Here is a 22,508-nt window from a genome sequence, read left to right on the forward strand (position 1 = left end):
TTTAAGTTAAAGCTTTTCTTTTAAGCGCACGGCTGTTTAAATTTTTTTCATTCCAATAGGCCATTCCGCATGCAATGAATAATAAAATACCTGTTACGATAAAGACACTGTGAACAGGGAAGATTCCACCCAAAAATCCACCAACGATTGGACCGATCATCCCGCCGATTTGGTTGGCTGTTTGGTTTAAACTAAATGCGCGCCCACGGAAATCCTCAGGTGTAGATTTAACAACAAGACCATTAAGAGCAGGAAAAACGGCACAGAAGAATATTCCAAACACAAAGCGCATCAACGAAAATCCCCAAATTTGGCTGAATAATATTTGAGTGATGGTTCCAATTCCACCGCCTAGTAAACCAATAAATAAGACTCGTTGAAATCCAACTTTGTCTGCCCATTTTCCCCAAAAAGGAGCAAATAGCGCACTGGCAATCCCAGGAAGTGAGAACACAACTCCAGCTAGCAGCGAGGCGTTTTCAGACGACCCTCCCAAGTTTACAACATATAATGGGAGCACAGGCTCGATAGTCATGATGGAACAACTGGTAACCACCGTGAGGATGAGAACAAGAAAGAATGGACGATTTGTCACGGCCAATTTAAAATCATTTCTAACAGAACCACGAACCTTACTTGGCGTAAAATTTTCCTCGACTACCCAAAAAATAATGAGGAGAGTGGCAAGGAAAACAATGATACCAGCACTGGCAAAGGCCCACCGATTCCCCACTAAATGAGAAATCCCTCCTCCTAACAAGGGACCAAGAATACTCCCTGAGGCCGACGCTGACGAAATAAGCGAAAGAGCGTAACCCACCTTGTTTCCAGGTGTATTGGTACCAATCAACGCGATGGCTCCTGGAATGAAACCACTTAATAATCCCTGCAAGATTCGTAGAACTAGTATTTGATAGGGATTGGTGACAAAAGCCATTAACGTATAGATAGCAAAGAGGGCAAAACCTGCCCGAATAATCATCGGTTTCCGCCCGTATTTATCCGCCATCCTGCCCCAAAACGGTGAGGCGATCGCCCCAGAAAAGAAGGCTGCACTGAATAACAATCCTGCCCACAATTCCGTATGTTCATGTACACCAATTTGCAAAAGGAAAATGGGCAAAAAGGGAATGACCATGGAAAAGCTTGCTGCTGTAAAAAAGACTCCGATCCAAAGCACCCACAAATTACGTTTCCAGTTTAGCATGATACTCCATCTCCCAAGCCTTCATTATATTTGGTAAATTACTCCGTTGTGAATATGGTCTATAATAACATACTAGTCAATTATTTTCATTTCCGAAATATTCGCATATAGAAATTTCAATTAAAAAGACCTGTATATTCTGCTTGCAATACAAAAACCATCCAAATAAATGGATGGCTTTTTACACAGTACCTATTACAGCGTTTTTTCATTCCCAGAATTTTTTCTGACGTAATGGACAAGGAAGGTTCCCGAGAATACAGCAATTAAGATAGAAAAGAAAACAAATTCATCTAGTTGGTATCCAAATGCAGAAATAATCATTTTAATTGCAATAATGGCTATTAGGACAAAAGCAGTGATTTCAACTTCAGGGACTTTTTCAATTAATATTAAGAATAATTGAGCTACCCCCCGCATCATTAAGATCCCAATCACCCCGCCAATAAATAGGACCCACTCTTGGTTAGAGACCCCAAAAGCCGCAATCACACTATCCATACTAAAAGCAATATCCATAAGTTCCACGGTTAAGACAGTTCTCCAGAATCCGAATTTTTTAGTTTGAACTTCATCCTCACCGTCATTATTCTTGATGAAGTTTTGAACAACAATCCAAAGCAGGTAGTGTCCACCAACTATTTTTATCCAATCAATATTAACTAACGTGACCCCTACGCCGATTGCTAATATACGAAAAAAATACGCACCAAAAATCCCATAGAACAATGCCTTTTTTCGTTGATCCTTAGGTAAAGTCTTCACTAATACAGCTAAAACGAGGGCGTTATCAGCCGATAATAACCCTTCAAGAATAATGAGGGTTCCTATCACTCCCCAACTTGTTGGGTTCGTAAGAACGTCCTTGAGGGCTTCTAGTGAAAAAAACGTGCTATAACTACTGATTAATTCATGTAGAAACTCCATGATTTCTCCCTTTCCATCACACTATTTTATGATCCTTGACCGAAGTCAATTATTTTTGGCTCGTAGTGCTTGTCCTTCAACTTGGTCATGTAATAACTCCTTATTTAAATGTATGTAAAGTAGTAGAATAAATGAACAAAATCATTCCATACTTTAACTCCTAAAACAAAATAAGCTGAGAATAGCCAATATATAGTCGAACAGGCTTTTTCTCAGCTCATTTTAGATGATTATTGGAATTGCTTCTCTCTTTCTTTAATTAACATCACATTATATTTCTCAACGGAATTTAACGAACTGCCATCATAAGAAGGATCAGGAAAGTACCATGATTTTTTTGAAAAGTAAATCCGCAAATCCTCCGACTCAAAAATATAACCATGCCGGGCATAAATTTCATTTCTTGCTAAGCGTAGTTGTCTTGGGGTAAGTAGTTCTAGGTCACTCATGGTTAATTTGACATAATCACTTTCTGGGAAGATATATTCATTGGAAAAATCACGCGGTGGATTACTGTATGATCCACCAAAAACAATCGTATGCATGACAAGCCTTAAATTTTCTTTATTTGTTCCCTCTAGAACCGGAATAGAATACCCACATGACCCTGAGTAATTGATTAAGTCCGATTGTGGCAGGGTAACAGGATATTCACCCACGCAATTATTGCCGACAGCAATGAGCCAATCTTCATCTAGTTCCTGGGATAACGCTTGGGCAATGGCATATACCTCTTTAGCCCATGTTTTTAGAGGCAGTAGGTTTCCATTATCAAAAAGGTCAAAAATACGGGCTAAATCCCGCGACGGAATCTCTGAAGCCGATAAGACAACACCTTCATCTTGACGGTTTACACTCCACTCTCCAACCGAAATATCCCGGCCGGAAGTGAAGATTCGCAAATTATTTAACTTAGCAGTGTAATAGTTTATGATCGATTGTTCACTAGTACCGGTTGCCCTTTCCGGTTTAATTTCCGTAGCTACTTCTTTTTTCGCTGATTGATCCGTATCTTCTTGATTACTTGCTTCATTTTCCTTATTGTTAGAAACGGTTTTGGTTTCATTTTCTTTTTTATTTGCATCTGTTTGGGTGGAATCCTTTAGATTATTTATAATGAAATAGACCGCAATGACAGTTATTACAATCCCTAACAAAGAGATTAAAACAAGTAGGAATCCTTTATTATTCTTTCTATGTACAGAACGCTTCTCAGCCTTTTCTATAAATGTTTCTTTCTCCAGCTTAATAGCGGGAGTTTGCAAATCCGTACCAAGTTTCTCTCCGCAACCTGTACAAAAAAGTTCTGACCCATTTATTTTTTTACCACAATTCGAACAGAATTCCCCCACTTATGAACCACTCCTTTACCAAGAAATGCTACTAAAATATCCCCTGCCTGCCTAAGAAGACAAAGGGATTAATCACCATAAATTTTATTTAGGTGTACGTAGTAATATGTCATCAATTTTGGATGGTCTATTAGCAGTTAGATTCTTGGGGAATAAAAAAACGATTCGAGAGTGTGTCTCCGAATCGTTGGTTGGGCACTATTTTCGATTTAATGGAATTAATCCATCTTTTTACACATATTGTACCAACTGACGCCCCCATGTTGGGAAGCAGATACTCCGCAGTTACGATAGCCATACTTTTCATAGAAGGCTGATAGATCCTGCTTACACGTCAGCGTAATCGTTTCTCGTTTTTTTCTTCTAGCTTCTTTTTCAAGGTGGTCAAGTAAGGCTGCTGCCACGCCGTGCCCTTGAAATTGAGGAGCGACCGCTAATCCTAAAATACTTTGATGACCACCTATTGCTGGATTATTCTTAATCATACTAAATAAGTTATCAGTTATGTAAACTGAGTCGATTACAGGACCATTTACTAATCCAGCGATTTCACCATCCATTTCTGCAACGAAGAAACTATCCGGAATCCGTTTGATTCTCTCTTTGAATGCCTCAGTCGTTGCTGCCTCTTCTTTTGAGAAACATAGATTTTCGATGATCTCCAACTGAGTCAAATCTTCCATTTTAACGTTTCGTATCTTGATCATACTATCAATCCTCCACCTATCCTTATTATATTCATAATGTATTAGATAGCAAAAAGGAAGGCATTGATTAAAGAGATTCATTTCTTTAGTTTGAAATATTGGGAATCATTTTGCTATCAAATGCAAAAAACCAGGATTACCCTGGTTTAATCATTTCTTCTAAGATTTTATCTATCCATCCCTTCCTTTTTCCCCTTAGCTAAGGTTCGCCGGTCACTTGCTTTTGGCGGTTCCTCTAACCAGCCATTGTCAATCATAAGATTCGCTCCATCTTCAGCATATCTCAAAAGTTCAATCGTTAGAGCAATATATTTTTCCCCGAGATCCCTTCTTGCTGTAACACTTAACGCTGCTCCATAAAAAGCTATAGCCGCTTGAGTTGAGAGCTGAATTTGATACATCATCCATTTATCAGAAAATGGGGATGTGGTCGAGCTGGTTACATATGATTGCCATGAGACTGGAGAATTCAGCTTTTCTTCACGAAAAATCTTTTCAAAGGCAGCAATATGTTTAGTAGAAATCTCCATTCCCCTATTAATATATTTTCGGATCTTATCTGAAACAGCTACCTGGCTAAAACCAACCTTTAATGCGATATGCAGGTGCATCTTGTTCATATTAAAAGTAATATCACCAATTTCCAATGATGTTAATGGACGCCGGTCCCCAAACCATCCAGTTAAAAAGCTTTGATGCTTCACAAAATCCACCGCTTCTGCTGGGACAATAATTGGCGGCCGCGAATAAATCCCCTTAGTCAACATCGTATCGATGGTTTTTTCAAAAAGTAGCATCGTTTCAGTATTACATGACATGTTATATTGACGGAGGTCAGCCCGAATCGAAGTGCTGACAGCAAGAGCATATCCTGTTAACCCTTGTAATATCATTATGTAGATATAATAAAGATAAAACGGATCTTGAAACAGACGTGGGGCTTTTATGTTTACATCCTCATCGGTAAAGCCCTGGGGAATTGGAAATTTTTCATCTTTTAAAAACTTTTTCACATGTTCCACATGTCCTTCGGCAATTTCAAGAGATTGTTTATATATGTCACGAATGTCTTGATCTTCTAAATGTTCTAAAGCGTATTTTAGGAAGCAAATGGACATTGTATCAAACATATATTGTGTCCATAGGCTAGAAATTTCTGGAGCAGTTAATCGAATAATAGGGGTTGGTTCCATTTCACTCGTCCTTTACATGATTTGAAAATATATTTCCCAATTATTTACAAACTTATTCTAATAAAATATTGTTTCTTCTTATAGAGGTATAGGAGCCACCACAACACATATTACAATAAATTTACCGATATGTCCTTTACAGGCTTGTTTTACAAACATACACTAGAACAATTCATCAGTTTGGAGTGAAAAAAATGTCCACACACCTAATTACAAATGTAAGAACTGCATTAGCATATACGGTACAAGCCATTCGTTATGCTGACAATGCCTTAATCCTTTTCCTCGAAATGTCCGATTTCCCCTTACCGGCTAACCCTATTAAAATCCAATACTATCAAGATGTCATCGACCATTTAACAGAGGTGTATCTTGCCATGAAAGGGTTACCCTTTGATACGTATTTTCCTAGTGATCCCATCATTACAGTCGCCCCTGTGGTTGCCCAAGTTCAAGATAATCAACACCTGATCAATCTTTCGGACAATCGGATTTCCTTAGCATTGGACAAGACGGAAGATTCCATTAACTACGTGGATCAAGCGCTGTTATTATGCGCTGACGATGAAAAACTCAATGGACAGCTTTTTTTTATTAAACTTGGTTTAGTAGAAGCACGGGATGCCTTAGTTTCGGGACTAAATGAACCTGATTTTGTAGTAGGTTAAGCCGCTAGTACGATTGGTTCTTACTTCGTTAATTCTTTTTATAACTATCAATAGGCAGCGAAGCGTTTCCGTCTTGCGCAGAAACGCTTCGCTTCTTATGATTGATTTGTTTTTTCACGAAATGGAGTCAGAATACATGGGCCATTTGAACATTCACCTTAACAAACAATTCAAAACATCCTTTTTTGTAAACAGACACGGAGTTTTATTCCTTTATCTCAATCACAAATGGAAACGCTCTTACCTTACCATTTTGTTTAAACTCTGCCCATATTTTATAGATGCCAGGCTTTTCGAAAGATGTTTCAAAAATGGGTTCCTCGTTATTGGATGGGTGAACATGAAGGAACTCTTTCCCGTATTCATCAAGTATTACTACGTGCCCCATGGCTCCTAAATATGGAGTTAAATTGGATTGATCTAAATCAAAGGACAACGTTACGGGTTCACCTGCCTTAAATGAACTTACCTTTAAGGAAACCGTTTCTCCTTCCACCGTTTTGTTGAACTTCGTATCTGGAATTAGTTCATGACCATGACTTGTAATGTTTGGATCGCCAACGATAAAAGGAATCGGCTCTACTTTATATGAGAAATCGGTCGGTTTAATATCGATAAACGCTTTATAAAAACCATCCGGAAGGGGATTTTTTATCGTAAATTCTCCTTTCCCAGTTCGTTCCGGGTGCACATGATAATATTTCTGCAGTTGTTCATCAACAATGATTAGATGTAGTTCTTTCTCATGATTCACTTCCAACTCGTCAATCGGGTTACCAGCCTTGTCTTTTAAGAAAATCTTGAGGTTATTTCTATCATTTTGAACAAAAACATTAACCTCGCTGCCTGCATGATTTCCTGAAGCCATTTCATGCCCATGTGTGCTTTCTTTTTCCTGCTGATGACCTCCACTCTTTTCTTGGTTACTTTTGTTTTCACCCATCTCCATTTTATCGCCTTTGCTTTCTGCTTGAGCAGACGTGCCTTGATCTTCGGCAATCCATTGATCATAAGCCTGGAATCCAAAAATGACGATCGTAACATAAAGAATCCCTGCTATCGCCCATTTCCTCATACCTGTTACTCCTTTATTCATGAATTTTTTTGCCTCATTTAGTTTGATTCGCTGTAATCGCAGCGCATTTAATACTACCGATACTGAACTAAATGCCATCGCTGTACCTGCAATCCAAGGTTCTAGATACCCCGCCGCGGCAAACGGAACCCCTACCGCATTGTAAGCAAATGCCCAAAATAAATTTTGTTTAATATTCTCCATCGTCCTTTTACTCATAAAGATCGCATCAGCGATTGTTCTTAAATCTCCGCGAATGAGCGCAATATCTGCGGCCTCTACCGCTATATCTGTTCCTGTTCCTATCGCCATGCCGATATCCGCGGTTACAAGAGCAGGAGCATCGTTAATTCCGTCTCCGACCATCGCGACCTTTTTTGCTTGTTGCTGCAGCTTTTTCACTTCAGCTGCCTTTCCTTCCGGCAATACCTCCGCAATGACCTTGTCGATTCCAACTTCCTTGGCAATGGCATCAGCCGTCCTTTGGTTATCACCAGTGATCATGATGACATCAAGTCCTAAATCCTTCAGTTGCTGGATCGCTTCTTTTGAGGTGTCTTTGATGGTATCGGCTACTGCAATCATCCCTGCATATACCCTATCAATCGCAACAAGCATCGCTGTTTTGCCGGTCTTTTCGAATGCTGTCATTTGGTTGATTTTCCTCTGAAAATCCACATCGTTCATGTTCATTAATTTTCTTGTTCCGACCAATACTTCTTTGCCATTTACGATTGCTTTAATCCCAAATCCCGGAATCGCTTCGAAATGACTTACTTCACCAAGCTCGATTCCTTTTTCTTTTATCGCACGAACAATCGCCTCCGCTAAAGGGTGTTCCGATTGAAATTCTGCAGAACCTGCCAGAAAAAGAAATTCCGCTTCGTTTATGCCTGGTTCAACATGGATGTCTGTTACCTCAGGTTCACCTTTCGTAACCGTTCCGGTCTTATCCAGCAATACCGTGTTGATTTTTTGCGTGATTTCTAAATGTTCTCCGCCTTTAAAAAGAATCCCAAATTCAGCGGCACGACCAGTACCTGCCATAATCGAGGTAGGGGTGGCTAAACCAAGACCACAAGGGCACGCAATCACCAGGACAGCAATCATTTTTTCAAGGGAATCCGCTAGCTGCCCTGGACTAATCCAGAAATACCAAATGGCAAAAGTGAGAAAAGCAATCGCAACAACTATAGGTACAAAGATCGCTGATATTTTATCGGCATGACGTTGGATGGGTGCTTTCGAACCCTGTGCATCCTTTACGATTTTGATAATTTGAGCAAGAGCTGTTTCACTTCCCACCTTCAATGCGCGAATTTTTAAAAAGCCATTCTTGTTAATGGTTGCACCAATGACATGATCCCCGACCGTTTTATCAACTGGAATACTTTCTCCCGTCAGCATCGATTCATCTAATGCTGATCGCCCTTCAACTATGACACCGTCTACGGGCACTTTTTCACCTGGCCGGACCAAGACAATATCACCAATCATTACCTCTTCCAAGGCGATTTCCTGTTCAATCCCATTACGGATAATTTTTGCCGTTTTTGCTTGTAATCCCATTAGTTTCTTTATCGCCTCAGAAGATTTTCCCTTTGCTTTTATTTCAAAAAGCTTTCCTAGCACTATAAATGCGATCAAGATGGCACTCGTTTCAAAGTACCGGTCAAACATATTTGGTTCCGGTCCAATTGACTGAATGGAAAGATACAGACTGTAAAAATAAGCGGTGGATGTGCCTAGTGCCACTAATACATCCATGTTGGCACTACGATTGCGCAGGGCTTTAAAAGCGCCTTGGTAAAATTGCCAGCCGATGATAAACTGTACCGGTGTGGCAATTGCCAATTGGACCCAGGTATTCATTAGAAAATCTGGAAGGTTGATAAAATAGGTAAACTCAAAATCAGAAGCCATCGCCCATAACAGCGGGGTCGCGAGGATGATTGAAAAAATCACCTGTCCCTTCATTTTTTCCAAATCTTTTTCGCGTAGTTCCGCTATTTCGTCATCCTGTTTTAGAATGGCTTGATATCCGATGCTCTCAACCTTTTTTTCGATATCCTCTATGGTAGTCTGAGAAGAGCTATATTCGATGACAGCTGTTTCCAGCGCTAAATTAACATGTACTGTTTTGACACCATCCAATTTTTCCAGCCCTCGCTCGATCCTTGCTGCACAGGCAGCACAAGTCATTCCGACCAAATCGAATTCGACCTTTTCGTTATAATCCATTAACAATCACTCCTTTCTATCGTCAAGTACAATACCCCTGTACTGTATTTAAATACTAAAAGATTTTTTTCTCTATATCTACATTTTACTTTTTTTCATCATTTTTAAACCGCAAGATGTTTTCGTGTTTCCGCAATTATTTTGCAAGGTGATGAAAAAAACGTACCAATATCATGGCACGTTTTTGCACGTTTATGCAAGATCATATCCCTGTTCATCGATTGTTTCCTTAATTTGCTCCATGGTCACCAGATTAGACTGAAATTCAATTGCTACATTCCCATTTTTCAAATCGACTATCACTTTTTCCACACCAGCTAGACTTCCGACACTGCCTTCTATAACCTTTGCGCAATGCCCGCATGACATCCCAATCACATTTAATTCTACCTTTTTCATAATTCATTACCTCTCTTATATAAATTTTTCTGACAAGCTGCTTTATTAAACACTCCTCAATGCATCAATCGGATTCAGTCTTGATGCTTTCCTTGCAGGAGCAAGACCAAATATTATCCCGATCGCCGCCGAGAATCCCAGAGCCAAGATGACGGTTGAGGCTGACAAGGCGAAACTTGCTCCAATAATCAGGCAAACGACGAACGCGATGAACACACCAAGCAGGAATCCAATCGTGCCCCCAAAAAGTGACATAAAGACCGCTTCTAGTAAAAACTGCTGCTGGATTTGTTTCGGTTCGGCTCCGAGTGCCTTTCTTAGTCCAATTTCCGTTGTCCGTTCCGTAACAGAAACTAACATCATGTTCATAATCCCGATGCCCCCAACAACAAGTGAAATCGATGCAATCCCACCGAGCATCAGAGATAACATTGTTGTTACTTGTTTAATCGAAGAAATCATATCCTCCATATTCATCACGGTAAAACTGTCAGCCTTGTAGTTAAATGCTTGATTTAATACGGATTCAATATCAGTGGTTATTTTTTCAGAGTCATTAGAATCCTTCATATACACATCAACACTTGTAATGTAGCCTGTTCCAAGCAGGCTCATGGAGGTGGTATAAGGGATAATAACTGCATCGTTAGTTGACGCTTCTGAGAAGCTGCTAGATTTCTGTAAAGTTCCGACAACCGTATAAGTAACCCCGGCAATCATCAGCTTTTTCCCGATTGGATCCTCTCCCCAATACAAATCGTTAGCAATATCGGAACCTATCAAGCACACTTTGTTTTCACTATTGATATCTAATATATTTAATCCTCTGCCGGTATCCACCAGGTCTTTTGTCTTGGAAAAATACACATCATTTTTTCCTTGAACCATAACATCCTTTTTTTCACTGCCGTTATAGACCACATTTGTCGTTCCTGTAAGAGTTGGGGAAACACCGGCAACATCTTCAATGTCTGCCAGTTTTTGAATATCCGTATCTAGTAAACCTTTTTTGAGCGGTGTCCCGATGGCCTGAACTGAGATTTTATCTGCACCAAAGGATGAAAACTCACTGGTCATCCCATTCATAGCGCCTTTTACGATGGTAATTAGCGCAATGATTGAGGCCACACCAATCACAATTCCTAGCATCGTAAGGAAGGATCGCATTTTGTTATGAATAAGATTCATCCAAGACATCTTAAGATTTTCCTTAAACATGAACATGCTCCTCCTTCAGATTTCCGTCTAATATGTGTACAATCCTGCTTGCATTTTTCGCAATTTCTATATCATGTGTAATCATAATAATGGTTTTTCCTTCTTCGTGTAGTTCATGAAAAAGCTCCATAATTTGCTGACCGGTTTTTTGATCGAGCGCTCCAGTTGGTTCGTCAGCGAGTAAAATAGTCGGTTCGGTCACCATTGCTCTCGCGATGGCTACGCGCTGCTGCTGTCCTCCTGAAAGCTGATTGGGGCGATGATGCAGTTTATCACCCAGCCCAACCCTTACCAGCATGTCGCGGGCTCTTTGTTTGCGGACTTTTTCAGATACCCTCGCATAGATCAGAGGAAGCTCAACATTTTGGATTGCACTAAGTCTCGGAAGGAGTTGGAACTGCTGAAACACAAATCCAACCTCCTGATTACGAATTACGGCCAGTTGTGACTCATTAAGTTCATCCACTTTTTGATTCGATAATGTATAGTCACCGCTGGTGGGTGAATCGAGACAGCCAATCATGTTCATCAGAGTCGATTTCCCTGAACCTGAGGGCCCTAAAATGGCAACGAAATCACCTCTATGAACTGTGAGATTGATGTTATTTAAGACCACTTGATCTTCATCGCCCATAAAGTAGGTTTTGGTTATATGCTCCATTTTGAGGATTTGCTCATTCATTATTCATTACCTCCATGCATCATGGCTGCATCGGAATTGTTTTTCTCTTGATTCGGAATGAGGACAACCTCGCCAGCGTCCACTCCGCCCTTAATTTCCACCGTCGTACCATCATTAATGCCGGTTTGGATAAATTGCTTTTTTGCCATCCCTTTTTCGGTTGGGATTAATACATAAGGTTTATTTTTACTATCAAATTGAATGGCCTTCATGGAAAGGGTAATGACTCCCTTAGCAGATTCCTTCAAAATTTTAGCTTCGGTACTCATACCCACTTTAATCATTTTGTCTTTAGGTAGATCAATCGTTGCGGTGAAGTATGAAACCCCATTCTCATGAATGGCTTCTTTGGAAATGGCAGAAACGGTACCCTTTATTTCTTTTTCAAGCGCATTAATGGCAACATTGACTTTTTGCTCCACTTTTAGGTATTTCAAGTCATATTCATCGACCTTTACATTTGTTTGTAATGTGGAGTAGTCGACAATATCGATAAGCTGTGCTCCTGACATGACTTCTGCGTTTTTCTCGACATGAATTTTGGAAATCTCCCCGTCAAGGGCTGCTTTAATTTTGTCTCCTTGTTTTGTGGTCAATAAGACATCGCCTTTTTCTACTTGCTCCCCGACTTTAACTTCAATTTCTTTAATCTGCATGGCAGTATCACTCATCATTGTCTTCCTGTTTTTTGCTTCGACGGTGCCTGAAAAGGTGTAATAAGTGGTAATATCACCTGTTATTGCTTTTTCTTCTTCAAGGTCCCCCGACCCCTTTGGCATAAATAAAAAGCCAGTTAGGAGAACCGCTGCGATCAGCCCAACCACCGTCCATATGACAAACTTCTTTTTACTCTTCTTTTTCATTTTCTTTCCTCCCGAATGTTTTTTTGTTTGGTTCCTATTTCGTATGGGGTTTTTCTTTTGTTTTGGATGATTTCATTGTACGGTGTTTCTATTCCATCAAAACCGCAGACTTTGAGAGAAGCACCGCAAAACTTTTGGGGTAGGCCCGCATGTGGCTTGCAGTTTTGTTTGGAAAAAGGGGTTACTCTCGGATCATTTGAATTTACTCTTGGATAAGGGGCAAATACTCTCGATAACAGTTTTACTGGCGGATGACGCGAGTTTACTGGCGGATAAACCATGTTTACTGGCGACATTCAATTTTACTGGCGGATGGTTACTCGTTACTGGCGGATGACATAGAGTTAATGGCGCATAACCCGAGTTTACTGGCGATAACCAATCTCCAAGTAAGCAAAAAAAAGCCTTAACTCTATATGTTAAGGTTTTTACTACTCTTAGTTAGATAGATTAATATTACAAGCCCACCAGCTGCGACCACGAACAATAGTAATATATCTAAATATAATGGCAAGAACCAAATAGCAATGGCAATCCAAGCAAACAGAAGGGCTAACGGGCTCGTGGCTCTAAGGAAGAGATGAGCAAATCGGTAACTTGAACGGATAAAAGGTGTAGCTTCTAACAACAAAATCGTAGGGTTCAAAATCGAACCATAAATCAATGGGATGACAATGTACAAGGAAAACTCTGTCTTCAACGACATTTCCAATAGAAAAGCTAATCCCAATGCGAAGCCTTGCATAAAAAAATCTATATGGGCTGATTTTAGTTTTCTAGAATTCGTAAAAACCTTATTCATTGGTGAACTTTTTTGATAAAATACGGCTGCAAGCGGCAGCGATAATACCATTCCAATCATAAACGAGAACAATCCCCACTGTAATAGTTGAACATTCATTTTCTATTACCTCCTTTTAATAAAACCTCAATATAAATACAGCTACAATAAAATCAAATATGGCGCATAGGAGTGGATGAAAACATCATATTTCAACAGACGACAATGCCAACCGCAAACCTATATGGACTTAACGCAAAAAATTGCGGGTTTACCGAAAATCACAAGAAAAGGACCGGTATACGCCGGTCCCATCCTCTCTAATATAAATCTTCTGTTGGCAGAATCCCCAGTCCTTTAGCTTTTTTAATAGCTTCCACCCGTGAGTTGACATTTAATTTTTGAAAAAGTTCGGTCAGACTGTACTCCAATGAGCGCTGACTGATTAGCAAGGTCTTGGAAATTTCCTTATTACTATGTCCCTTGGCTAACTCGCGCAGAAGTGTTTCTTCCTTTTTTCCAATCGTTGTTTTTTCATTGGCGCTCTCCCCTTGCACAATGATCTCCTGACGTCTAAGCTGCTTAAGAAGTTGCATCGGAATAATCGCCTCTTTCCTCGCGGCGCTGCGGATTGCCTGAACTAGCTGTTCTCTGGTCGATGTTTTCGAAATAAAGCCAGACACGCCTGAATCCATCAGCAAATTAAAATGTGGTGCAATATCAAATCCCGAATATATGAGAATTATGGCGTCAGGAACATCTTCGAGCACTTTTCGTGCTAAATCAGCCCCATTGATATTAGGCATATATAAATCAAACAAGATGACGTCAAAACTTTTTAGACGGACCAAATCCGGGACAAGATAAACGTCCGTTTCAATCGTAACATTCATATCTGGTTCTGACTCAATGAGCATCTTTGATCCTTCGACGACGGATCTATGATCGTCCACCAATAATATTTCCATAGTGATCACCTTTTTGCGTTGTTATAGTTGGAATGGTAATATCCATATGAAAGCCCTCTTGAGGAGCAGAATGAAACTCCACTTTCCCCTCTAAACTAAGGACACGATTCTCAATCCCAGCTAAACCCATATGTTTAAACGAGCCGCCAAAGGAGGTTAAATCGATCCCGACCCCGTTATCACCATAAGAAAAATGAATATAATCCTGTTTGCTGATCAAATTCATTGTTACTTTCGATGCTTTCGAATGTTTGGTGGCATTATTTAATAGCTCCTGAACTATACGATACAAGCCGAGGATTTGATCCTCATTTAATGAATGGATTAAATCCATGGCAGTGAAGTCAATCTCATAATTAGAAAACATGCGGGCATACGAAAACAGACTCTTTAAAGATTCCACCAGCCCCATTTTTATGAGAAACGGCGGGCGAAGTTCATTACAGGTAATGCGAATTTGATGAATGGCGTCAAGCAGTCCTTCTTCAATTTGCATTAGCTCTTCCTGAATCTCATCGTTAAACTTTGATGTGGAGCGTAATGATTCCAGTTTACGGTACCAAATAATAAGGTCCTGCAATACAGAATCATGCAAATCGCTGGAAAGAGAAGCCCGTTCCTTTTCCGAAAGTCTAAACAAGAGCCGGAGCATCCATTTAGGGGTCTCATTGATACTTACCATGTCCTCAATGCGTTTCATCAAATCTTCAATAAATCCAAGATTATCATATAAAATCGTGACATAATGAACGGCCGTTTCAAGCCACTCTTCCTCTATTTTTTTCAAAGCTTGATCAGTGCTAATCCTTAAATAGATAAGCTGATCCTTTTCGGCAATTTTTACCCATTTTTCCTTTTGGTTACCTAGAGATGCTTCCTTATTTCTTGGAACTTTTTCAATGGATGCACTTGTAACTGCCAATACTTTCTTAACCTCATCAATTAAACGATTTTCTAATTCAGAAACTTTCATAACGTTCGCAAGATCATGGGAGAAACGATTAATACTTTGCTGAAGTGTCTTATACCTTTCTTCACTTTGGATTAGCTCTAATTCCTCTTTTTTGCGCTCAGTTATATCTTTAACCATCCCATGTACACCCATTAATTCACCATAAAGGAAGATTGGAACAAAGGAAATATTAACAACGCGAGGCTCCCTCTGTCTATAACGTACAATCCTGCATTCAATGTCTCTCGATTCATGGGTTTGAATGACTTCCGAGAGAACTTGATAGATAGCCAAGTGATCTTCATCATAAATCAACCCTATTAAACAACGATCTGGCAATTCGTCTATTTTGATACTTGTAATTTTTTCAAACGATCGATTAGCATTGACAAAATTAGCCTTTAAATCAATGGAAAAAACTCCATCCAAATTGTTCTCAAATAACGACTTATACCTTTGCTCACTTTCTTCTAATGCTAACTCCGACCGTTTTTTCTCCGTAATATCCAACATCAACCCATCAAGACGTTCGACTGCGCCTGTATTGTCCAAAAACGGGTGGACGATCAGCCTTCCCCATCTAGTTTCATTTTCAATATGGGTATAACGAATGACTTTGTTTACAGGTAGACCCCTATCCAAGTTCTTCTTTACTTCCCCCATTAGCATCAAATTATCCTCTGGGTGGATGTGGTCATGTAGGCGAATCGGGTTATGCATAATTTCATGTCTAGGAATTCCCGATATTTTTTCAATGCTCTCTGAACAAAAGGTATAATAGCTAAAATCCTTATCCGTTGACCATACTGCTGCATTAACACTTTCTAAAATATTTTCTAATAATTGTTCAGCCTTTTTTCGTTCAGTTATATCACGTATCACCGCAACTACATATTTTACATTTCCGAAACTATCGAACACAGGTTTCACCTTGGTCTCAACATGGAGCAGTGATCCTTGGGCGTGAATGGCACGATATTCCATTTTAATTTCTGTTTTGGTTTGGACTGCTTGAAAATGCAAGTCACGAATTCGCTGCCTGTCATCAGGGTGAATTAAGTCAAAGGCGTCCATTCCTTCGTATTGTTCCGCTGTGTAACCAATCATCGAATAAATGGATGGTGATACATAACGAACAATCGTCCGTTGATCCACGAGTACGATTACATCAGATGTGTTATCTGCGACAATTTTATACCTTATATCTTCGTCTAGGAGGTGTTCCATGGTGGATTTTTGTATAATGCCAGTATAAGCAATTGGAGTTGATTCGTTTTCATTAATAGGGATTAATTGCAGTCTTACAGAGATGACGGAACCATCATGACAATAAACAACAAAGGGTTCATGCTCTTTCTTTTCTATAAAGATTAAGTTGGTTAAACCATCATCCCATTGTTTTTGGTCCGAACCAAAGAATTTTTGAAAAGCTTCGTTTACCCATAAAACTTTATTATCAAGTCCAATGATATACATCGCATCTGGCATTTTCTGCAGTAATTGTTGCGCGCTTCGAATAAATTTTAAGTCCGTGCTCATTGCCTACTCCTTTCAATAAGAAAGAATTTCCAGATAAATTCTATATGTTCATTATAATGTAGGTAATGCGGTGAAAACACGCAAAAAATAGGGGGAGGTCCGCAAAAAAGAAAAAGCCTCCAAATGCTGGGGCTGAAAAAGCTATCTGTAAATTTCCATATGAGGTTTTTCTTGTTTATAATAATCCAAGCGATCCTGTAAAGTACCTGTGTGAAACTCAAACTTATGCCCATCCAGGTCCGTAAAGTAAATGGACTTCTTGTCTTTTTCATCCCTTGGACGACCTGGTAAGATAGTAACATTCAAATCTATTAGTTTTTGAACCATACGATCAAACTCTGCTTCCTCAATAGAAAAGGCTATATGTGTGTAGGATTGGTGAATTTCATTTCGGGGGATATCTTTCTCCACATTGAGAGCCAACCACATCCCATTTAGATCAAAATAGGCGGTGCTTCTTCCTTTGACCAACAGCTTAGCATCAAAGACATTCTTGTAAAACTCAATAGATTTCTCCAGATCCGAAACGGAAAATAAGAAATGATTGAGACCTTTTATGGACACAAATAATCACCTCATATTATCAGACTTCAATTTTGGTTTGATAAATATTTGGTCAATGATTGCCAATACAACGATTATAGCTATCCCAACGATTATATTTAACCATTGGATTGCCATTAATATACCAAGTGTAATTGACCCATACAAACGTATTGATTCTATTAACTTTCTATGCTTTTCCATGCGTTCATCCTCCTTATCTAAACACTTCTTCAATAACAGATTCCCCCTCGGTATGCTCACCGTCTGTCCATTTCCACTTTTCATGTAATCTAATTCTTCCATCGGGAAGAGTTTCTGGAATCGAGCAGCACTTCCCGCCTCTAATTTCGTTTTTTGTGTTCACATGGTTATATCTAAATTGTAAATGGCCATTTTCCTGAACTATTCCAATCAGCGTCCCCTTTACGATCTCTCCGCCGCCATATGTAGCTGAAAGTATATTTCCTTCTTGTTTGTATTCAAATGAGGTACTTGAAGAAACCTCTCCGTTTGCTGTATTTTCAACAGATACAAATATCCGACCATTGTAATTGATCACCATTACCTTTTAACCTCCTTAATCGTTATAATATTCACATATTTTACCATATATTTTACATTTTCAAGTAGCTATAAATATAGAAACCTATTAATTTTTTTAAAATGGTTCACGTTAGAATAATCGCTCTGTTCAAAGAACATACTATCAAATGAGAATTGTTGGATTATATTGGGAGAAAAATTGATGTCAGAAACTGTTGAGATTATCATTCGAACGTTTACTTCATTTATATTATTATGGGTATTTGTCCTGGTACTCGGTAAACAAACGATTGCCCATAAGACGTATCACCTTTATATAGCTTCCATTACGATGGGAACAATAGCAGGAAATCTAGCCTTTAATATTAAAATTAGATTTCTTTATTTTATTATAGCGATGATCCTACTGGGTACGGTTGTTTTTATTCTAAATCAAGTGGCCTTACGAAATCCACGCTTAAGGAAATGGATCGCTGGTGAGCCTGCAATCTTAGTTCAAAATGGAGAAATTCTTGGAGAATCAATGGAACGAATGCATTATTCGCTAGATTCTCTGCAACAAGCATTACGCGGCAAGGATATTTTCAACATTGAAGAAGTAGAATGTGCGATTTTAGAAATAAATGGCTCACTGTCTGTCTTAAAAAAAAGCCAATACCTATCCACCACTAAAGAAGATTTAAAGCAATTATCCTCCTCTGAGACGGTACCGGTCGAGTTGATTTATAATGGGAAAATATTAATTGAGAACTTAACCAAATCCAATTACGATGAAAAATGGTTAATGGGAGAACTAAAAAAGAGAAACCTTGAAGTTAATGATATTTCGTATGCTGTGATAGGGACCAAAGGAAATTTGTCCATTGATTTAAATGACAACATAAATAACTGATCATAAAAAGACATCCCACCAATGGATGTCTTTTCGGTAAAAATGAAAGGTTATTTAAGATTTGCCAACTTATTTAGATCATCACGGTGTCCAATGACTACTGCCTTATCCCCATTTTGAATAAGATGTTCCGGAAAGGGTGAAATGATTAAATTTTCACTACTTAGAATGGCAATGACATTCACATTATATTTCGCACGTAAATCCAGTTCACGTAAAGTTTTTCTAGCCATACACGGTGGCAGCATGATTTCTTCAATATTGTAATCCTTTGAAAGTTCTATATAGTTCAGGACATTGGGTGAGAGAAGTTGATGGGCTACACGTTCTCCCATATCTCTTTCAGGATGTACAACCCAATCTGCACCTACTTTTGTTAAAACTTGTCCATGGCGTTTATTCAGAGCTTTTGCAATCACCTGTTTCACGCCCATTTCTTTTAAAATTAATACTGTTAAAATACTTGCCTGCATATCATTGCCGATGGCAACAATAACATAATCAAAATTACGAATTCCAACCGCCTTCAGTGATTCTTCTTCCGTAGAATCAAGGACAACAGCATGGGTAACTAATAATTTACCTTCTTCGACTCTTTCTTCATTTATATCAATTCCCATTACTTCCTGATCTGCTTCAATTAGCTTGGATGCGATACTCGTACCAAATCTCCCTAACCCAATTACAGCAAAACTTTGCTTTACCATAAGTACTAAACACCCCCTAATTAAAAAATGAAACTCTAGCCGATTAAGATCTTTTCTTCTGCATATCTAACTTTTGCATCTTTACGAGTATTTAAAAGTGCAAAAGCCATCGTTAAAGGTCCAAGCCTTCCAATAAACATCATGATGGAAATCAAGACTCTACCGAAGGGCGACAGGTCGGGTGTAAAATTAGCGGACAAACCTACTGTTCCAAAGGCAGAAATGGTTTCAAACAGTAGTTTGCTCATATCAGCTTTTTCGGTAAAGGTTAATAAGAAGAAAATGAGGAAGATAAAAAACATTCCCGCCACAACAATCGATAATGATTTATTGACAAGCTCCCACGGAAGCCTTCGTTTAAAAATGTTCACTTCATCCCGATTGGTAACCACCGCCCAAAAAGCTAAAATAATAATAGCAAAGGTTGTTACTTTGATACCTCCACCAGTAGACCCGGGGGACGCACCAATAAACATTAAGCCCATCATGAAAACGAGCGAAGAAAGATTCATGGCTCCTATATCAATCGTATTAAAACCGGCAGTCCGTGTTACAACGCCTTGAAAGTAAGATGCCCAAAGCTTATCATCAAATGACAGCTTCCCAATAGTTCCAGAATTATTATATTCTGATAATAAAATGATTAATGTCCCAACGATGTTCAGTAATAGTGTCATAAAGAGGGCGACTTTCGAATGAAGGGATAATTTGCGAAAGGATCTTTTATGAAAGAGATCGAGAATAACGGTAAAACCAATTCCACCCGTTATGAAAAGAAGGGTTATCATGATATTAACCGTCGGATCACTCACCCATTTACTTAAGTTGTCTGGTTCAAGACCAAACCCAGCATTATTAAAAGCTGAAATAGAATGGAAAATACCATAGTAAATGGCTTTCCGGAGAGGCATGTCAAAGGACCAGCGAATGGCTAACGTGATAGCACCAATTAGTTCGACAATAAAGGTAATGATGATGATCCGTTTTACTAAGTTGACTACCCCCGAAAGAGAAAACACATTTAATGAATCCTGAAGTAATAAGCGCTCTTTTAATCCAATTTTTTTCCCTAAGATAATAAACAATAAGATACCCGTAGTCATAAATCCCCAACCGCCTATTTGGACTAAACAAAGAAGAACGATTTCTCCAAATAAAGTAAAGGTTGTTCCTGTATCGACCACAGCCAGCCCTGTCACACAAACAGCTGAAGTAGCCTCAAATAAAGCATCAATGAAACTAAGTCCCCGTCCCTCTTCATAGGTTGCAATCGGTAACATAAACAGTAAAGTCCCCAATAGAATTAAACATCCGAAACCGATCACAAGGATTTGGGCAGGATGCAAACGAACTAAATTCCCTTTTCTTTTTATTAATTTCACAATATTGACTCTCCCTCTATACCAATACATTGGAGTACTATTTTTATGTTTTACCCTAATGTCTATGTTTATGATTCCATATATTAATTAATGTAAATCCTCTAATTCCACGATCTTGTCAGTAATAAGGTTATGTTCAAGCTCTGCCACTTCATTTGAGATAATATCTTCCATGACCAATTTCTCAATTGCTTCGTGCTGTGCATATAAGGCATGTTTTTGTAGAATCGATTGTTGTTTTTCTTTCAGACTAGGATACATTTTAAAAAGTTGCTCCATTTTGCTCTGTAATACAGAAAGTTCCTGTTCATATTCTGTAATCACCTCTTTAGCTGCTGTTTCGGTGATGAACAAATTTTTTTTAACGGTGTGTATTTCATTTATGGCTGTTTCAAATCTATGTCCCCTTGCAATCAGTTCTTCATATTCTTTATCCCCTTCTCCTTTTTTATTAAGCCCTAAGACGGATAATAGCGGTCTAATAGATATTCCTTGAAATATTAAAGAAAACAATACCACACTAAACGCGACAATTAATATATCTTCCCTACCGGTAAATTCATGAGAAAGACTTAAAACAAGTGCTATGGATAAAGAGCCTTTTAACCCCCCCCAGTTGATCACGTGTTTCCAGGGAGTTGGAAAATTACTGGTGAATAATAGACTTAGATAAACTGCAATACTTCTGGCAATGAGCACAATCAAAATGGCAAGAAAAACTAAACCCCATTTGTCCGCTAAGTTAATTTTAGTTATTTCCAATCCAACCATTAGGAAGACGACTGAATTGGCTAAGAGCGCTGCAACCTCCCAAAAATTATTAATATTTAGCTTCGTCGTCGGGCTCATTCCAATACTTGCTCCATAATTTCCAAAAATCAGTGCAGCGACAACAACCGCAATGACTCCTGAGGCATGGACGGCCTCAGCTAGTAAGAATGAACCGTAAAAAAGGAGCACACTAAAGATAATTTCTAATGGATAATCGTCAAAATAACTAGTTAGTTTAGAAAAACCATATCCAAGTGCACCGCCAATGATGAGTCCAAGGGAAATCACTTTAATAAATTCCCATAATCCATATCCAATCCCGACTGCCCCAAGATCCATATATGTAAGTAAATAGAAAGCAGAAATTTTAAATAGGACGACCGCCAGTCCATCATTAAATAAACTTTCTCCCTCAATGACAGTTGCGAGCCTTTTATTTACGCCAACGCTTTTAAAAATGGAGATCACACTGACAGGGTCAGTGGCACTCATTAGAGCAGCAAACACAAATGCGGTAGGAATCGAAAAATCTAAAAGCCATATCGTAGAAAAACCGACAATAAGAAAGGATAACAGAGTAGCTCCAAAAGCTAAAGCAAGAATAGGACCTTTATTCTCTTTTAAATGGGAAAAAGGAAGCTTTAAAGCCGCTTCGCCTAATAAAGCGGGCAAGAAGAGTGTAATGATAACAAAGTTAAAAACTTCACCTTCTGTAATAAAATCCTTTAAAGGAGATAATGCTGGAATGTTTACCAGGCCAATAATAGTCCCAACTATAACTAAGGCAATTGGATAAGGCTGCTTTAATTTTTTAGAGATGGCTGTGATACCAGCTGCGATCATGATTAATGTAAGTCCAAGTTCGAAAATATGATGCATATCTATTTCCTCCACC

General features: G+C 38.9%; 21 protein-coding genes and 1 pseudogene. 3 read left to right on the forward strand and 19 right to left on the reverse strand.

The window, feature by feature from the left end:
• Position 1: 1 nt before the first annotated feature.
• From COJ96_RS15115 to COJ96_RS15135, 5 genes are all read right to left on the reverse strand, one after another.
• Positions 2 to 1,207 (reverse strand): MFS transporter, encoded by a 1,206-nt coding sequence (locus COJ96_RS15115; protein WP_098574643.1) that lies wholly within the window; start codon positions 1,205 to 1,207, stop codon positions 2 to 4.
• A gap of 195 nt (positions 1,208 to 1,402) precedes the next feature.
• Positions 1,403 to 2,134, reverse strand: a complete 732-nt coding sequence (locus COJ96_RS15120; RefSeq protein ID WP_098574644.1) for a TerC family protein — start codon at positions 2,132 to 2,134, stop codon at positions 1,403 to 1,405.
• Between the two features lie 230 nt (positions 2,135 to 2,364).
• Positions 2,365 to 3,486: a YARHG domain-containing protein gene (locus COJ96_RS15125; RefSeq protein ID WP_098574645.1), complete on the reverse strand. Its 1,122-nt coding sequence runs from the start codon at positions 3,484 to 3,486 to the stop codon at positions 2,365 to 2,367.
• 218 nt (positions 3,487 to 3,704) lie between these two features.
• Complete coding sequence (locus COJ96_RS15130) at positions 3,705 to 4,193, reverse strand: GNAT family N-acetyltransferase (RefSeq protein WP_098574646.1); 489 nt, start codon at positions 4,191 to 4,193, stop codon at positions 3,705 to 3,707.
• A 167-nt stretch (positions 4,194 to 4,360) separates the two neighbouring features.
• The gene (locus COJ96_RS15135) at positions 4,361 to 5,386 is read right to left on the reverse strand and encodes a DUF3231 family protein (RefSeq protein WP_098574647.1); all 1,026 of its coding nucleotides are present in this window, start codon (positions 5,384 to 5,386) and stop codon (positions 4,361 to 4,363) included.
• 194 nt (positions 5,387 to 5,580) lie between these two features.
• Here COJ96_RS15135 and COJ96_RS15140 point away from each other — a divergent pair, with 194 nt between their 5' ends.
• Entirely contained in the window at positions 5,581 to 6,054 is a 474-nt protein-coding gene (locus COJ96_RS15140) for a hypothetical protein (protein ID WP_098574648.1), read from the forward strand.
• Between the two features lie 1,114 nt (positions 6,055 to 7,168).
• Here COJ96_RS15140 and COJ96_RS15145 read toward each other — a convergent pair.
• From COJ96_RS15145 to COJ96_RS15165, 5 genes and pseudogenes are all read right to left on the reverse strand, one after another.
• Positions 7,169 to 9,361 (reverse strand): annotated as a pseudogene (locus COJ96_RS15145) (heavy metal translocating P-type ATPase); the annotation flags it as partial.
• Positions 9,362 to 9,562: 201 nt separating this feature from the next.
• Complete coding sequence (gene copZ, locus COJ96_RS15150; protein WP_098574650.1) at positions 9,563 to 9,769, reverse strand: copper chaperone CopZ; 207 nt, start codon at positions 9,767 to 9,769, stop codon at positions 9,563 to 9,565.
• A gap of 45 nt (positions 9,770 to 9,814) precedes the next feature.
• On the reverse strand, positions 9,815 to 10,987 hold the full coding sequence (locus COJ96_RS15155) for an ABC transporter permease (protein ID WP_098574651.1): 1,173 nt from the start codon (positions 10,985 to 10,987) through the stop codon (positions 9,815 to 9,817).
• Entirely contained in the window at positions 10,980 to 11,669 is a 690-nt protein-coding gene (locus tag COJ96_RS15160) for an ABC transporter ATP-binding protein (RefSeq protein ID WP_098574652.1), read from the reverse strand. The genes COJ96_RS15155 and COJ96_RS15160 overlap by 8 nt, the downstream gene beginning before the upstream one ends.
• Positions 11,669 to 12,532 (reverse strand): efflux RND transporter periplasmic adaptor subunit, encoded by an 864-nt coding sequence (locus COJ96_RS15165; RefSeq protein WP_098574653.1) that lies wholly within the window; start codon positions 12,530 to 12,532, stop codon positions 11,669 to 11,671. The genes COJ96_RS15160 and COJ96_RS15165 overlap by 1 nt, the downstream gene beginning before the upstream one ends.
• Before the next feature lie 151 nt (positions 12,533 to 12,683).
• Here COJ96_RS15165 and COJ96_RS15170 point away from each other — a divergent pair, with 151 nt between their 5' ends.
• Entirely contained in the window at positions 12,684 to 12,869 is a 186-nt protein-coding gene (locus tag COJ96_RS15170) for a hypothetical protein (protein ID WP_098574654.1), read from the forward strand.
• Positions 12,870 to 12,944: 75 nt separating this feature from the next.
• Here COJ96_RS15170 and COJ96_RS15175 read toward each other — a convergent pair whose 3' ends face one another.
• The 6 genes from COJ96_RS15175 to COJ96_RS15200 all read right to left on the reverse strand — a co-directional run bounded on the left by COJ96_RS15175 (position 12,945) and on the right by COJ96_RS15200 (position 17,877).
• The gene (locus tag COJ96_RS15175; RefSeq protein ID WP_098574655.1) at positions 12,945 to 13,433 is read right to left on the reverse strand and encodes a hypothetical protein; all 489 of its coding nucleotides are present in this window, start codon (positions 13,431 to 13,433) and stop codon (positions 12,945 to 12,947) included.
• 200 nt (positions 13,434 to 13,633) lie between these two features.
• Complete coding sequence (locus COJ96_RS15180) at positions 13,634 to 14,281, reverse strand: response regulator transcription factor (RefSeq protein WP_098574656.1); 648 nt, start codon at positions 14,279 to 14,281, stop codon at positions 13,634 to 13,636.
• On the reverse strand, positions 14,253 to 16,772 hold the full coding sequence (locus COJ96_RS15185) for a PAS domain-containing sensor histidine kinase (RefSeq protein ID WP_098574657.1): 2,520 nt from the start codon (positions 16,770 to 16,772) through the stop codon (positions 14,253 to 14,255). The genes COJ96_RS15180 and COJ96_RS15185 overlap by 29 nt, the downstream gene beginning before the upstream one ends.
• Before the next feature lie 141 nt (positions 16,773 to 16,913).
• Positions 16,914 to 17,336, reverse strand: a complete 423-nt coding sequence (gene fosM, locus COJ96_RS15190) for a FosM family fosfomycin resistance protein (protein WP_098574658.1) — start codon at positions 17,334 to 17,336, stop codon at positions 16,914 to 16,916.
• A 6-nt stretch (positions 17,337 to 17,342) separates the two neighbouring features.
• Positions 17,343 to 17,519, reverse strand: a complete 177-nt coding sequence (locus tag COJ96_RS28680) for a hypothetical protein (RefSeq protein WP_180230129.1) — start codon at positions 17,517 to 17,519, stop codon at positions 17,343 to 17,345.
• A gap of 13 nt (positions 17,520 to 17,532) precedes the next feature.
• On the reverse strand, positions 17,533 to 17,877 hold the full coding sequence (locus tag COJ96_RS15200) for an avidin-fold protein (protein WP_180230142.1): 345 nt from the start codon (positions 17,875 to 17,877) through the stop codon (positions 17,533 to 17,535).
• A 186-nt stretch (positions 17,878 to 18,063) separates the two neighbouring features.
• Between COJ96_RS15200 and COJ96_RS15205 the strand changes: the two genes are divergently transcribed.
• Entirely contained in the window at positions 18,064 to 18,753 is a 690-nt protein-coding gene (locus tag COJ96_RS15205; protein ID WP_098574660.1) for a YetF domain-containing protein, read from the forward strand.
• A gap of 50 nt (positions 18,754 to 18,803) precedes the next feature.
• Here COJ96_RS15205 and COJ96_RS15210 read toward each other — a convergent pair whose 3' ends face one another.
• From COJ96_RS15210 to COJ96_RS15220, 3 genes are read right to left on the reverse strand one after another with little or no spacing between them, the layout of a single operon-like run.
• Entirely contained in the window at positions 18,804 to 19,460 is a 657-nt protein-coding gene (locus tag COJ96_RS15210) for a potassium channel family protein (RefSeq protein ID WP_098574661.1), read from the reverse strand.
• Positions 19,461 to 19,495: 35 nt separating this feature from the next.
• On the reverse strand, positions 19,496 to 20,872 hold the full coding sequence (locus COJ96_RS15215; RefSeq protein ID WP_098574662.1) for a TrkH family potassium uptake protein: 1,377 nt from the start codon (positions 20,870 to 20,872) through the stop codon (positions 19,496 to 19,498).
• Positions 20,873 to 20,929: 57 nt separating this feature from the next.
• Positions 20,930 to 22,507: a cation:proton antiporter gene (locus COJ96_RS15220; protein WP_098574663.1), complete on the reverse strand. Its 1,578-nt coding sequence runs from the start codon at positions 22,505 to 22,507 to the stop codon at positions 20,930 to 20,932.
• Between the last annotated feature and the right edge of the window lies 1 nt (position 22,508).

This window comes from Bacillus sp. AFS073361, assembly GCF_002567005.1.
Classification (GTDB): Bacteria; Bacillota; Bacilli; order Bacillales; family Cytobacillaceae; genus Neobacillus.